This is a genomic window from Streptococcus sp. VT 162 (genome assembly GCA_000688775.2).
Lineage (GTDB): Bacteria > Bacillota > Bacilli > Lactobacillales > Streptococcaceae > Streptococcus.
Genome location: CP007628.2, coordinates 354,274 through 368,342 on the forward strand (window position 1 = coordinate 354,274; position 14,069 = coordinate 368,342).

The 14,069-nt window shown below is 43.8% G+C and carries 14 protein-coding genes; 12 read left to right on the top strand and 2 right to left on the bottom strand.

Annotated features, from left to right (window positions below; translation table 11 throughout):
• Window positions 1-10 precede the first annotated feature (10 nt).
• From V470_01695 to V470_01705, 3 genes are all read left to right on the top strand, one after another.
• Window positions 11-526, top strand: a complete 516-nt coding sequence (locus V470_01695; protein ID AHZ47162.1) for a heat shock protein GrpE — start codon at window positions 11-13, stop codon at window positions 524-526.
• 374 nt (window positions 527-900) lie between these two features.
• Entirely contained in the window at window positions 901-2,724 is a 1,824-nt protein-coding gene (gene dnaK, locus V470_01700) for a molecular chaperone DnaK (GenBank protein AHZ47163.1), read from the top strand.
• Window positions 2,725-3,127: 403 nt separating this feature from the next.
• Complete coding sequence (locus V470_01705; GenBank protein ID AHZ47164.1) at window positions 3,128-4,264, top strand: molecular chaperone DnaJ; 1,137 nt, start codon at window positions 3,128-3,130, stop codon at window positions 4,262-4,264.
• Window positions 4,265-4,703: 439 nt separating this feature from the next.
• Here the strand turns inward: V470_01705 and V470_01710 are convergent, their stop codons facing one another.
• Together V470_01710 and V470_01715 are read right to left on the bottom strand one after the other, a co-directional pair.
• Window positions 4,704-4,991 carry a hypothetical protein gene (locus V470_01710; GenBank protein AHZ47165.1) on the bottom strand — a complete coding sequence of 96 codons (288 nt, stop codon included), beginning with the start codon at window positions 4,989-4,991 and terminating at the stop codon, window positions 4,704-4,706.
• A 9-nt stretch (window positions 4,992-5,000) separates the two neighbouring features.
• Entirely contained in the window at window positions 5,001-5,411 is a 411-nt protein-coding gene (locus V470_01715; protein ID AHZ47166.1) for a histidine triad protein, read from the bottom strand.
• 67 nt (window positions 5,412-5,478) lie between these two features.
• On the opposite strand from V470_01715, the gene V470_01720 reads away from it, so the two are divergent.
• The 9 genes from V470_01720 to V470_01760 all read left to right on the top strand — a co-directional run bounded on the left by V470_01720 (window position 5,479) and on the right by V470_01760 (window position 13,925).
• Complete coding sequence (locus V470_01720; protein AHZ47167.1) at window positions 5,479-6,210, top strand: multidrug ABC transporter ATP-binding protein; 732 nt, start codon at window positions 5,479-5,481, stop codon at window positions 6,208-6,210.
• Window positions 6,207-7,256, top strand: coding sequence for a multidrug ABC transporter permease (locus V470_01725; protein AHZ47168.1), 1,050 nt, complete (start codon window positions 6,207-6,209; stop codon window positions 7,254-7,256). The genes V470_01720 and V470_01725 overlap by 4 nt, the downstream gene beginning before the upstream one ends.
• Window positions 7,257-7,303: 47 nt before the next feature.
• The gene (locus V470_01730; GenBank protein ID AHZ47169.1) at window positions 7,304-8,098 is read left to right on the top strand and encodes an aminoglycoside phosphotransferase; all 795 of its coding nucleotides are present in this window, start codon (window positions 7,304-7,306) and stop codon (window positions 8,096-8,098) included.
• Window positions 8,095-8,730, top strand: a complete 636-nt coding sequence (locus V470_01735) for a tRNA (guanine-N7)-methyltransferase (GenBank protein AHZ47170.1) — start codon at window positions 8,095-8,097, stop codon at window positions 8,728-8,730. The genes V470_01730 and V470_01735 overlap by 4 nt, the downstream gene beginning before the upstream one ends.
• Before the next feature lie 126 nt (window positions 8,731-8,856).
• Window positions 8,857-9,336, top strand: coding sequence for a ribosome maturation protein RimP (locus V470_01740; GenBank protein AHZ47171.1), 480 nt, complete (start codon window positions 8,857-8,859; stop codon window positions 9,334-9,336).
• A 42-nt stretch (window positions 9,337-9,378) separates the two neighbouring features.
• The gene (locus V470_01745; protein ID AHZ47172.1) at window positions 9,379-10,515 is read left to right on the top strand and encodes a transcription elongation factor NusA; all 1,137 of its coding nucleotides are present in this window, start codon (window positions 9,379-9,381) and stop codon (window positions 10,513-10,515) included.
• A 21-nt stretch (window positions 10,516-10,536) separates the two neighbouring features.
• Entirely contained in the window at window positions 10,537-10,830 is a 294-nt protein-coding gene (locus V470_01750) for a DNA-binding protein (protein ID AHZ47173.1), read from the top strand.
• Window positions 10,823-11,122 (top strand): hypothetical protein, encoded by a 300-nt coding sequence (locus V470_01755; protein AHZ47174.1) that lies wholly within the window; start codon window positions 10,823-10,825, stop codon window positions 11,120-11,122. Before V470_01750 ends, V470_01755 begins: the two co-directional genes overlap by 8 nt.
• A gap of 16 nt (window positions 11,123-11,138) precedes the next feature.
• Window positions 11,139-13,925 carry a translation initiation factor IF-2 gene (locus tag V470_01760; protein ID AHZ47175.1) on the top strand — a complete coding sequence of 929 codons (2,787 nt, stop codon included), beginning with the start codon at window positions 11,139-11,141 and terminating at the stop codon, window positions 13,923-13,925.
• Window positions 13,926-14,069 lie beyond the last annotated feature (144 nt).

A 14,069-nucleotide genomic window follows, 5' to 3' on the forward strand; every position in this document is an offset into this window, starting at 1 on the left:
GGAGGCGAAAATGGCCCAAGATAAAAAAAACGAAGAAATGAAAGAAGAGGAAGTTGTGGAAACAACTGAAGAAACAACTCCTGAAAAGTCAGAGTTGGACTTGGCAAATGAACGTGCAGATGAGTTTGAAAATAAATACCTTCGCGCTCATGCAGAAATGCAAAATATTCAACGCCGTGCCAATGAAGAACGTCAAAACTTGCAACGTTATCGTAGCCAAGACCTGGCAAAAGCAATCTTACCATCGCTCGACAACTTAGAACGTGCACTAGCCGTTGAAGGTTTGACAGACGATGTTAAAAAAGGATTGGAGATGGTGCAAGAAAGCTTGGTTTACGCTTTGAAAGAAGAAGGAATCGAAGAAATCGCAGCTGACGGCGAATTTGACCATAACTATCATATGGCCATCCAAACTCTCCCAGCAGATGATGAACATCCAGCAGATACCATCGCCCAAGTCTTTCAAAAAGGCTACAAACTCCATGACCGCATCCTACGCCCAGCCATGGTAGTAGTATATAACTAGGCAATTCTGATGGTTGCTGAAGCAACTCGTCAGAAAACGGCAATCGCTATGGCGTTTGCCTAGCCTCCTTACTAACTCGTCGTCGAAATAATATCGATTTCGACTCCTCGTGTCGTAACATATATACATTGAAAACTTGTCCGAAACGACAATAAACTATGAAGAAGGATAAAAAGCAAGCCGGAGGCTTGCAAGGAAGATATTTCCCGCCGTGGTGAAAGTTTCAGTAGCTTTTGCTACTGAAACAGGGGATTTTTGAGACAATAGGCTCAAAAATAAGTGATGAAATCCCGTAGGGAGTTGCTCACGTCCCCACCACTTAAGGGGAATATCAAAAAATCAAAATTCGAATTAAACTTTAAGGAGAAAAACACATGTCTAAAATTATCGGTATTGACTTAGGTACAACAAACTCAGCAGTTGCAGTTCTTGAAGGAACTGAAAGCAAAATCATCGCAAACCCAGAAGGAAATCGCACAACTCCATCTGTAGTGTCATTCAAAAATGGTGAAATCATCGTTGGTGATGCCGCAAAACGTCAAGCAGTTACAAACCCAGATACAGTAATCTCTATCAAATCTAAGATGGGAACTTCTGAAAAAGTTTCTGCAAATGGAAAAGAATACACTCCACAAGAAATCTCAGCTATGATTCTTCAATATTTGAAAGGTTACGCTGAAGATTACCTTGGTGAAAAAGTAACTAAAGCAGTTATCACAGTTCCAGCCTACTTCAACGATGCGCAACGTCAAGCAACAAAAGACGCTGGTAAAATCGCTGGTCTTGAAGTAGAACGTATCGTCAACGAACCAACTGCAGCAGCCCTTGCTTACGGTTTGGATAAGACTGACAAAGAAGAAAAAATCTTGGTATTCGACCTTGGTGGTGGTACATTTGACGTATCTATCCTTGAATTGGGTGACGGTGTCTTCGACGTATTGTCAACTGCAGGGGACAACAAACTTGGTGGTGATGACTTTGACCAAAAGATTATCGACCACTTGGTAGCAGAATTCAAGAAAGAAAACGGTATTGACTTGTCTACTGACAAGATGGCAATGCAACGTTTGAAAGATGCGGCTGAAAAAGCTAAGAAAGACCTTTCTGGTGTAACTTCAACACAAATCAGCTTGCCATTTATCACTGCAGGTGAAGCTGGACCTCTTCACTTGGAAATGACTTTGACTCGTGCGAAATTTGACGATTTGACTCGTGATCTTGTTGAACGTACAAAAGTTCCAGTTCGTCAAGCCCTTTCAGATGCAGGTTTGAGCTTGTCAGAAATCGACGAAGTTATCCTTGTTGGTGGTTCAACTCGTATCCCAGCCGTTGTGGAAGCTGTGAAAGCTGAAACTGGTAAAGAACCAAACAAATCAGTAAACCCTGACGAAGTAGTTGCTATGGGTGCTGCGATCCAAGGTGGTGTCATCACTGGTGATGTGAAAGACGTTGTCCTTCTTGACGTAACACCATTGTCACTAGGTATCGAAACAATGGGTGGAGTCTTCACAAAACTCATCGACCGCAATACTACGATTCCAACATCTAAATCACAAGTCTTCTCAACAGCAGCAGACAACCAACCAGCCGTTGATATCCACGTTCTTCAAGGTGAACGCCCAATGGCAGCAGACAACAAGACTCTTGGACGTTTCCAATTGACAGATATCCCAGCTGCACCTCGTGGAATTCCTCAAATTGAAGTAACATTTGATATCGACAAGAATGGTATCGTATCTGTTAAGGCTAAAGATCTTGGAACTCAAAAAGAACAAACAATTGTTATCCAATCAAACTCAGGTTTGACTGATGAAGAAATCGACCGCATGATGAAAGATGCAGAAGCTAACGCTGAAGCAGATAAGAAACGTAAAGAAGAAGTGGACCTTCGTAACGAAGTAGACCAAGCTATCTTTGCGACTGAAAAGACAATCAAGGAAACTGAAGGCAAAGGCTTCGATGCAGAACGTGACGCTGCTCAAGTTGCTCTTGATGAGCTTAAGAAAGCCCAAGAAGACAACAACTTGGACGACATGAAAGCTAAACTTGAAGCATTGAACGAAAAAGCTCAAGGACTTGCTGTTAAACTCTACGAACAAGCCGCAGCAGCTCAACAAGCTCAAGCAGGAGCAGAAGGCGCACAAACAACAGGAAACGCAGGCGATGACGTCGTAGACGGAGAGTTTACGGAAAAATAAAATAGTCCAGTGGACTATTTTATCCCGAGCTTGAAAATCAGGAGAGCGAGGTCGTTAAGAATGACTAATCACTAAAGTGATTGCCAATCTACTACAATCGCTATGATGACTTTTGCGTTGTAAGTATAAGAAGAAATCCAGAGGTTGCAACCCAGCCTCTGTTTTTCGGTAAAAAGGGGCTAAACCCAATTTATTTGAGTTTTTATCATCAATATGAAAGAAAGGAATTGAACCCGACCTAGATTGAGGTTTTGTTCCGCAATATTAACAGAAAGGAATAAGGGTGTTCGAGTAACTGAACTCGAGCGGAAAGCTTGGAAATTAGATAAACCTCCTAAGAAATCAGGATTTCTTGTCGGTTTCCTAAATTTCAGTCGTTTTCTGTTCGCTCTTAGTATCTTGTATGAACAATACTGAATTTTATGATCGTCTGGGGGTGTCAAAAAACGCTTCGGCAGACGAGATCAAAAAGGCTTATCGTAAGCTTTCAAAAAAATACCACCCAGATATCAACAAGGAGCCTGGTGCTGAGGAAAAATACAAGGAAGTTCAAGAAGCCTATGAGACTTTGAGTGACGACCAAAAACGTGCAGCCTACGACCAATATGGTGCTGCAGGTGCCAACGGTGGCTTTGGTGGTGCTGGCGGTTTTGGTGGCTTTGACGGAGCAGGTGGCTTCGGTGGTTTTGAAGATATCTTTTCAAGTTTTTTCGGGGGAGGCGGAGCTTCACGCAATCCAAACGCTCCTCGTCAAGGGGATGATCTCCAGTACCGTGTGAACTTGACCTTTGAAGAAGCCATCTTCGGAGCTGAAAAAGAAGTTAAGTACAACCGTGAAGCAAGCTGTCGTACCTGTAATGGATCTGGTGCTAAGCCAGGGACAAGTCCAGTCACTTGTGGACGCTGTCATGGCGCTGGTGTCATTAATGTCGATACGCAGACTCCGCTTGGTATGATGCGACGTCAAGTAACTTGTGATGTCTGTCATGGTCGCGGAAAAGAAATCAAGGATCCATGTACAACTTGTCATGGAACAGGTCATGAAAAACAAGCTCATAGCGTACATGTGAAAATTCCTGCTGGTGTGGAAACTGGTCAACAAATTCGCCTAGCTGGTCAAGGTGAAGCAGGCTTTAACGGTGGGCCTTACGGAGACTTGTATGTAGTGGTTTCAGTAGAAGCCAGCGATAAGTTTGAACGTGAAGGAACAACTATTTTCTACAAGTTAAATCTTAATATTGTCCAAGCTACTCTTGGAGATACTGTGGAAATTCCAACCGTGCATGGAGATGTTGAATTGGTTATCCCAGAAGGAACACAGACTGGCAAGAAATTCCGTCTACGTGGTAAGGGAGCACCTAGCCTTCGTGGCGGTGCCGTTGGTGACCAATATGTTACTGTCAATGTCGTGACTCCGACAGGTTTGAACGACCGCCAAAAAGCAGCGCTTAAAGAATTCGCAGCTGCAGGTGACTTGAAAGTCAATCCAAAGAAAAAAGGCTTCTTTGATCATATAAAAGATGCCTTTGAAGGAGAATAAACTAAAAAGAGCCGAGTGGCTCTTTTTAAAGCGTAAACCAGCTATATCCCATCAACTATACACCACAATTGAGACAACTCATTCACCGTTTCATAACTAATACTCTTCGAAAATCTCTTCAAACCGCGTCAACGTCGCCTTGCGTATATATGTAACTGACTTCGTCAGTCTTATCTACAACCTCAAAACAGTGTTTTGAGCAACCTGCGGCTAGTTTCTTAGTTTGCTCTTTGATTTTCATTGAGTATAAATCAAATACTTTCCCAGACTTTTCGCTGTAATGAAAACACCTGAAACCGATTGATTTCAGGTGTCCGGACACTTTGAGGCCTAGGCTCAAAGTTTAGGTATGGAGCTTCGAAGAAGGTCGCTACCGTCCGTCATTACTTAAGGAAAGTCTTAAGAAATCTATAAACTAAAAAGAGCCATCGGGCTCTTTTTACTTATCCTCAAGCTCCTGTGTTTCTTTTACCACAGTTAGTCTAGTTTGGAAATCTTTTTCCAAGACTTTGAACTTGTAGGTCAAATCTTTTTGGTATTCCTTGATAAGGGCTTTTTGTTGGTCGATGATTTGTAGGCTGTTTTGGATGATATCCAAATCATCCTTGATAGCTTCGACGCGGTCAGTTGTATCTAGCACTTCATCCTGAATGGCTTGGCGATTTTTCACGACAAAATAACTTCCGGCTGCAGCTCCTGCAAATAGCAATAGATTGGATAGTTTCATGGCAACTCCTTAAGCGTTTTTAATGGTTTCAGCGACTTGGGCAAGTTTGTCAAAGTCAGGTTCGTGGGCGATAAAGTCAATCTTGAGGTCATCTTCTGCACCGTAGCGGGGTACGAGATGCACGTGAGTATGAAAGACTGTTTGACCAGCAACTTCCTCACAGTTGGCGATGATATTCATGCCGACAGCCTTGGTAGCCTTCATGACTTTTTGAGCCACTGTTGGCACTTGGGCAAAGAGTTGGCTGGCACTTGCAGCATCCATCTCCAAAAGATTGCGATAGTGCTCTTTTGGTACAATGAGGGTGTGTCCAGGCGTTACTTGAGAGATATCAAGAAAGGCAAGAACATGCTCATCTTCGTATACTTTTGAAGCAGGAATCTCCCCTGCGATGATCTTACAAAAAATGCAATCTGACATAAAATCCACCTCTACTGTATTGAATTTTGATATAATATAGCTACATTATACCAGATTCGGAGAAAATATGTTAGAAATTAAAAACCTGACAGGTGGCTATGTTCACGTCCCTGTCTTGAAAGATGTGTCCTTTACCGTTGAAAGTGGGCAGTTGGTCGGTTTAATTGGTCTCAATGGTGCTGGGAAATCAACGACAATTAATGAGATCATTGGTCTGTTGACACCTTACAGTGGGGAAATCAAGATTAACGGTCTCACCCTGCGAGAAGATGCGACCAGCTATCGCAAGCAGATTGGCTATATCCCAGAAACGCCTAGTCTGTATGAGGAATTGACCCTCAGGGAGCATATCGAGACGGTTGCCATGGCCTATGGTATTGAGCAAAAAGTGGCTTTTGATCGTGTGGAACCTTTGTTAAAAATGTTTCGTTTGGATCAAAAATTAGACTGGTTTCCAGTACATTTCTCAAAAGGGATGAAGCAGAAGGTCATGATTATCTGTGCTTTTGTGGTGGATCCGAGTCTTTTCATCGTTGATGAGCCTTTTCTTGGGCTCGATCCGCTGGCCATTTCTGACTTGATTCAGCTTCTAGAAGTGGAAAAGCAAAAAGGCAAGTCCATTCTCATGAGTACCCACGTGCTAGACTCAGCAGAAAAGATGTGTGATGCCTTTGTCATTCTCCACAAGGGAGAGGTTCGGGCTCAGGGGAATCTCCAGCAACTGCGCGAGACCTTTAGCATGCCTGAAGCGAGTTTGAATGATATTTACTTGGCTCTGACCAAAGAGGAGGAGCTATGAAAGACTTGTTTTTAAAGCGAAAGCAGGCTTTTCGTAAGGAGTGTGTCAGTTATCTGCGCTATGTTCTCAATGACCACTTTGTCTTGTTCCTGCTAGTTCTCATCGGTTTTCTAGCTTACCAGTACAGTCAACTCCTGCAACATTTTCCTGAAAACCACTGGCCTATTCTCTTGTTTTTAGTAATAGTATCTATCTTGCTTTTGGCTTGGGGAGGAATCGCGACCTACATGGAAGGACCTGACAAGCTCTTTCTCTTAGTCAGTGAAGAGGAGGTTAAGTCTCACCTCAAAGGGCAGACAGTGCGCTCACTAGTCTTTTGGCTCTTTGTCCAAACCCTTTTCTTGCTTTTATTTGCGCCCTTATTTTTAGCCATGGGTTATGGCTTGCCAGTTTTTCTGGTCTATGTGCTTTTATTGGGAGTAGTAAAATATCTCCTCTTTCGTCAAAAGGCCAGCAAATTTTGTACTGAAACTGGCCTCGACTGGGACTATGTCATTGCCCAAGAAAGCAAGCGCAAGCAAGTCTTGCTTCGTTTCTTTGCTCTCTTTACTCAGGTCAAGGGGGTTTCAAATAGTGTCAAACGTCGCGCTTATCTGGATTTTATCCTTAAAGCAGTTCAGAAAGTGCCGAGCAAGATTTGGCAAAACCTCTATCTTCGTTCTTATCTGCGAAATGGAGATCTCTTTGCCCTCAGTCTCCGTCTCTTACTCCTATCCTTGTTAGCTGTGATCTTCATCGAGCAATCCTGGATCGCGACAGCAGTAGTAGTTTTATTTAACTATCTCCTGCTCTTTCAGTTACTGGCCCTCTATCATGCCTTTGACTACCAGTACTTGACTCAGCTCTTTCCACTAGAAAAAGGGGAGAAAGAGAAGGGATTGAAACAGATTGTGCTTGGTGTGGGAAGTGCAGTTCTTTTGCTGGAATTGCTAGTCGGAGCAGTGGTTTTTCAAGAAAAAATAGCCTTGTTGGCTCTTGTAGGGGCTAGTCTCTTCCTACAATTGTTTTATTTGCCTTACCAACTAAAAAGATTGGTTGACGAATAGACCAAAAACTAGTAGAATAGTAAGGAAACTTTATACGGAGGAAAGAAATGGACTTGGGTGATAATGAGCTAACGCTGACCCCTATCCCTGGGAAGAGTGGCAAAGCTTATATGGGAAGCTACCCTGATGGGAAGCGCGTCTTTGTAAAAATGAACACCTCTCCAATCCTACCTGGGCTAGCCAGAGAACAAATCGCTCCTCAATTACTATGGACTCGTCGTTTGCCAGATGGCCGTGATATGTGTGCTCAGGAATGGCTGACGGGTAAAATCTTGACCCCTTACGATATGAATCGCAAGCAGATTATCAATATCTTGAACCGCCTTCACCGCTCGCGTCCTTTGATGAAGCAGTTGAGCCGTTTGGGATACACCATGGAAACACCAGTTGATTTGCTACGTTCTTGGCAGCAAGGGGTTCCAGAAATCTTGAAGCAGAATCACTATTTGAACAGTGTGATTGCGGAGCTAGGTAAGACGGTTCCAGGTTTTAGGGAAGACCATGCAACGATTGTGCACGGGGATCTTCGTCATAGTAATTGGATTGAAACAGAGAGTGGACTCGTTTATCTAGTGGATTGGGATTCGGTTCGTCTGACGGATCGTATGTTTGATGTGGCGCATTTGCTATGCCACTACATTCCGGATCATCAGTGGCGCCAATGGTTGAGAGACTACGGCTATAAGTACAATCAGACAGTGTTAGATAAATTGTATTGGTATGGTCAGTATTCTTATTTGAACCAGATTGCCAAATACTGTGAAAATCAAGATTTAGACAATGTAAACCGGGAGATTTATGCCTTGCGCGTCTTCCGTGACAAGTATGGAAAGAAGAGATGAGAGTTAGAAATCGTAAAGGGGCGACAGAATTACTAGAGGCCAATCCTCAGTATGTGGTCCTCAATCCCTTGGAAGCTAAAGGGAAATGGCGAGACTTGTTTGGAAATGATCATCCTATTCATGTAGAGGTTGGAAGTGGGAAAGGGGCCTTCGTATCAGGAATGGCCAAGCAAAATCCTGACATCAACTACATTGGGATTGATATCCAAAAGTCGGTATTGAGTTATGCCTTGGATAAGGTATTAGAAGTTGGAGTGCCCAACATCAAGTTGCTGTGGGTAGATGGTTCAGATCTGACCGACTACTTTGAAGACGGTGAGATTGATCGTCTCTACCTAAACTTTTCAGATCCCTGGCCTAAAAAACGCCATGAAAAACGTCGTTTGACTTACAAGAGTTTCTTGGATACCTTCAAGCGCATCTTGCCTGAGAATGGGGAAATCCATTTCAAGACAGACAATCGTGGCTTGTTTGAGTACAGTCTAGTGAGCTTTTCTCAGTATGGGATGAAACTTAATGGGGTTTGGCTAGACTTGCATGCCAGTGATTTTGAAGGCAATGTCATGACAGAGTATGAGCAAAAATTCTCCAGCAAGGGTCAAGTGATCTACCGAGTTGAGGCAGAATTTTAAGAAATAGCTTGAAAACCAGCCGTTTGAGTGCTAATGCTTTACATAAATTGACAAACGTGCTATACTGATAGTAAGAATATGAGAAAGAGAGGCGGGGAAATATCTTCGCCTCTTGCTTATGAGGAGGTGGACACAATCGCAACAATCGTAGAATTAGTCAGAGAAGTTGTAGAACCTGTCATCCAAGCACCTTTCGAGCTCGTGGATATCGAGTATGGAAAGATTGGCAGTGACATGATTCTCAGTATTTTTGTAGATAAACCCGAAGGAATTACCTTGAACGACACGGCAGACTTGACAGAAATCATCAGTCCTGTTCTAGACACCATCAAGCCCGATCCCTTCCCAGAACAATATTTCCTAGAAATCACCAGTCCAGGCTTGGAACGTCCTTTGAAAACCAAGGATGCTGTCGCTGGAGCGGTTGGGAAATACATCCATGTCGGGCTCTACCAAGCCATCGATAAGCAAAAAGTCTTTGAAGGAACCTTGGTATCCTTTGAAGAGGACGAGTTGACCATGGAATATATGGACAAGACACGTAAGAAAACCGTCCAAATTCCATACAGTTTAGTATCAAAAGCACGTTTAGCAGTAAAACTATAGAAAAGAAAGGATAGCTTTTGAGGATTCAAAAGTAAAAAGAACATGAGTAAAGAAATGCTAGAGGCCTTCCGCATTTTGGAAGAAGACAAGGGTATCAAAAAAGAAGACATCATCGACGCAGTAGTAGAGTCGCTTCGTTCCGCTTATCGCAGACGCTATGGTCAATCTGACAGCGTAGCTATCGACTTCAATGAAAAGACAGGTGACTTTACTGTCTATACTGTTCGTGAAGTTGTAGATGAAGTATTTGATAGCCGTTTGGAAATCAGCTTGAAAGATGCCCTTGCCATTAATTCAGCCTATGAGCTTGGTGACAAAATCAAGTTTGAAGAAGCACCAGCTGAGTTTGGTCGTGTAGCAGCCCAATCTGCTAAACAAACCATCATGGAAAAAATGCGCAAGCAAACACGTGCCATCACCTACAATACTTATAAGGAACATGAACAAGAAATCATGTCTGGTACAGTAGAACGATTTGACAACCGCTTTATCTATGTCAACCTTGGCAGCATTGAAGCCCAATTGTCAAAACAAGACCAAATCCCTGGAGAAGTGTTTGCTTCCCACGACCGTATCGAAGTTTATGTCTACAAGGTTGAAGACAACCCTCGTGGTGTCAACGTCTTTGTTAGCCGTAGCCATCCAGAAATGATCAAACGCTTGATGGAACAAGAAATTCCAGAAGTTTACGATGGAACTGTTGAAATTATGAGCGTAGCCCGTGAAGCTGGTGACCGTACGAAAGTTGCTGTTCGTAGCCACAATCCAAACGTGGACGCTATCGGGACAATCGTTGGACGTGGTGGTGCTAATATCAAGAAAATCACCAGCAAATTCCACCCAGCTCGTTACGATGCTAAGAGCGACCGCATGATTCCTGTCGAAGAAAACATCGACGTTATCGAGTGGGTAGCAGATCCAGCTGAGTTTATCTACAATGCCATCGCACCGGCAGAGGTTGACCAAGTTATCTTTGATGAAAATGACAGCAAACGTGCCTTGGTCGTTGTACCTGATAACAAGCTATCTCTTGCCATCGGTCGTCGTGGACAAAACGTTCGCTTGGCAGCTCATTTGACAGGTTACCGTATCGATATCAAGTCTGCAAGTGAATTTGAAGCTATGGAAGAAGCAGGTCAAGTTGATTACGCAGCTGCGGATGAATTGACAGAAGAATAAAAGCTGCTAGAGGAGGGAAAGATGAAAACAAGAAAAATCCCTTTGCGCAAGTCTGTTGTATCCAATGAAGTGATTGATAAGCGTGATTTGCTCCGCATTGTCAAGAACAAAGAAGGACAGGTCTTTATCGATCCGACAGGCAAGGCCAATGGCCGTGGCGCTTATATCAAGCTAGACAATGCAGAAGCCCTAGAGGCAAAAAAGAAGAAAGTCTTTAACCGCAGCTTTAACATGGAAGTGGAAGAAAGCTTTTATGACGAGTTGATCGCTTATGTAGATCACAAAGTGAAAAGAAGAGAGTTAGGACTTGAATAAGCAAAAGATAAGCAATCTCTTGGGACTTGCTCAGCGAGCAGGCCGGATCATATCAGGTGAGGAATTGGTGGTCAAGGCCATCCAAGACCAGAAAGCCAAGCTAGTCTTTCTAGCCCATGATGCTGGTCCCAATCTGACCAAGAAGATTCAAGACAAAAGTGACTATTATCAAGTAGAAGTTATAACCGTGTTTTCAACACTGGAATTAAGCATAGCAGTCGGAAAATCGAGAAAGGTTTTGGCTGTGACAGATGCTGGATTTACAAAGAAAATGAGGTCTCTTATGGAATAGAAGAGGAGGACATGATTTGTCTAAGAAAAGATTGTACGAAATCGCAAAAGAACTTGGAAAAGAAAGTAAAGAAGTTGTAGCGCGTGCAAAAGAGTTGGGCTTGGATGTGAAAAGCCACTCATCGAGCGTAGAAGCAGTTGCTGCTGAACAAATCGCAGCTAGCTTTAAACCTGCACCTGCTCCTAAGGCAGAAGCAAAACCTGCAGCACCAAAAGTAAGTGTAGAAAAGAAAGTTGAAAAGCCTGTATCAGCTAAACCAGTTGTCGCTAAGGAAGAAAGTAAACCAGCTACACCTGCAGCTCCTAAGGAAGAAAAAGTAGTGGCCGCAAGACCACAGAGTCGAAACTTCAAGGCGGAGCGTGAGGCGCGTGCCAAAGAGCAGGCAGAACGACGCAAACAAAACAAGGGCAACAACCGTGACCAACAACAAAACGGCAACCGTCAGAAAAACGACGGCCGTAATGGTGGCAAACCTGGTCAAGGTAACCGCGACAATCGCCGATTTAACGACCAAGGGAAAAAACCACAAGGTCAAGGAAATCGTGGCAATGATCGCCGTCAGCAACAAGACTTCCAGCCCAAGCAAGTTGGCCCACGTGTTGACTTTAAAGCCCGTGCAGCAGCCCTAAAAGCAGAGCAAAATGCAGAGTACGCACGCTCAAGCGAGGAGCGCTTCAAACAATCGCAAGCTGCCAAAGAAGCCTTGGCTCAAGCTAACAAACGCAAGGAACCAGAGGAAATCTTTGAAGAAGCTGCTAAGCTAGCTGAACAAACGCAGCCAGCCGTAACAGTAGCTCCTGTAGCGAAAGAAGCGCCAGTGGATACACGTCGTAAAAAACAAGCTCGACCAGACAAAGAACGTGACGATTATGATCACGAAGAAGATGGTCCTAGAAAACAACAAAAGAATCGAAGTAGTCAGAATCAAGTGAGAAATCAAAGAAATAGTAACTGGAATAACAATAAGAAAAATAAAAAAGGGAACAAGCAAAACAACCGTAACCAGACTCCAAAACCTGTTACAGAGCGTAAGTTCCACGAATTGCCAACAGAATTTGAGTATACAGATGGTATGACTGTTGCGGAAATCGCAAAACGTATCAAACGTGAACCAGCTGAAATCGTTAAGAAACTCTTTATGATGGGTGTCATGGCCACACAAAACCAATCCTTGGATGGAGAAACAATTGAACTCCTCATGGTGGATTACGGTATCGAAGCCAAACAAAAGGTTGAAGTGGATAATGCCGACATCGAACGTTTCTTTGTCGAAGATGGCTATCTTAATGAAGATGAATTGGTTGAGCGTCCACCAGTTGTAACCATCATGGGACACGTTGACCATGGTAAGACAACCCTCTTGGATACCCTTCGTAACTCTCGTGTAGCGACAGGTGAAGCAGGTGGTATCACGCAGCATATCGGTGCCTACCAAATCGTTGAAAATGGCAAGAAGATCACCTTCCTTGATACACCGGGACACGCGGCCTTCACCTCTATGCGTGCGCGTGGTGCTTCTGTTACCGATATTACCATCTTGGTCGTTGCAGCCGACGACGGGGTTATGCCTCAGACTATCGAAGCCATCAACCACTCAAAAGCGGCAAACGTTCCAATTATCGTGGCTATCAACAAGATTGATAAACCAGGTGCCAACCCAGAACGCGTTATCGGTGAATTGGCAGAGCATGGGGTCATGTCAACAGCTTGGGGTGGAGATTCTGAATTTGTTGAAATCTCAGCTAAGTTCAACCAAAACATTGAAGAATTGTTGGAAACAGTCCTTCTTGTGGCTGAAATCCAAGAACTCAAAGCAGACCCAACAGTGCGTGCGATCGGTACGGTTATCGAAGCGCGTTTGGATAAAGGAAAAGGTGCGGTCGCAACCCTTCTTGTGCAACAAGGTACCTTGAATGTCCAAGACCCAATCGTTGTCGGAAATACCTTCGGTCGTGTCCGTGCTATGACAAATGACCTTGGTCGTCGTGTCAAGGTTGCTGGTCCATCAACACCAGTTTCTATTACAGGTTTGAACGAAGCGCCAATGGCTGGTGACCACTTTGCCGTTTACGAAGATGAAAAATCTGCGCGTGCAGCCGGTGAGGAACGTGCGAAACGTGCCCTTATGAAACAACGTCAAGCTACCCAACGTGTCAGCCTTGAAAACCTCTTTGATACACTTAAAGCTGGTGAGCTTAAGTCAGTTAACGTTATCATCAAGGCCGACGTACAAGGTTCTGTTGAAGCCCTTTCTGCCTCACTTCAAAAGATCGATGTAGAAGGTGTCAAAGTTACCATTGTCCACTCGGCAGTCGGTGCTATCAACGAATCTGACGTGACTCTTGCGGAAGCTTCAAATGCCTTTATCGTTGGTTTCAACGTACGCCCTACACCACAAGCGCGTCAACAAGCGGAAGCTGACGATGTAGAAATCCGTCTCCACAGCATTATCTATAAGGTTATCGAAGAGATGGAAGAAGCCATGAAAGGGATGCTTGACCCAGAATTCGAAGAAAAAGTTATCGGTGAAGCAGTTATCCGTGAAACCTTCAAGGTATCTAAAGTGGGAACCATCGGTGGATTTATGGTTACTAGCGGTAAAGTTACCCGTGACTCGAAAGTTCGTGTTATTCGTGACGGTGTCGTTATTTACGATGGTGAACTTGCAAGCTTGAAACACTACAAAGACGACGTCAAAGAAGTTACAAACGGTCGTGAAGGTGGATTGATGATTGATGGCTACAATGATATCAAGACTGATGATGTGATTGAGGCGTATGTCATGGAAGAAATCAAACGATAATAGAGAAACGATAGCCAATTTGACTCGTCGTCAACAGCGCCTTGATGAACCTCAGTTCTATCTAAGGCTTGTTTCCTAGATTCAAATGGCTCTAGTTCCTCTATCTAACAGAAATAGCTAGGTCTGCTGGCCTAGCTTTTGGTT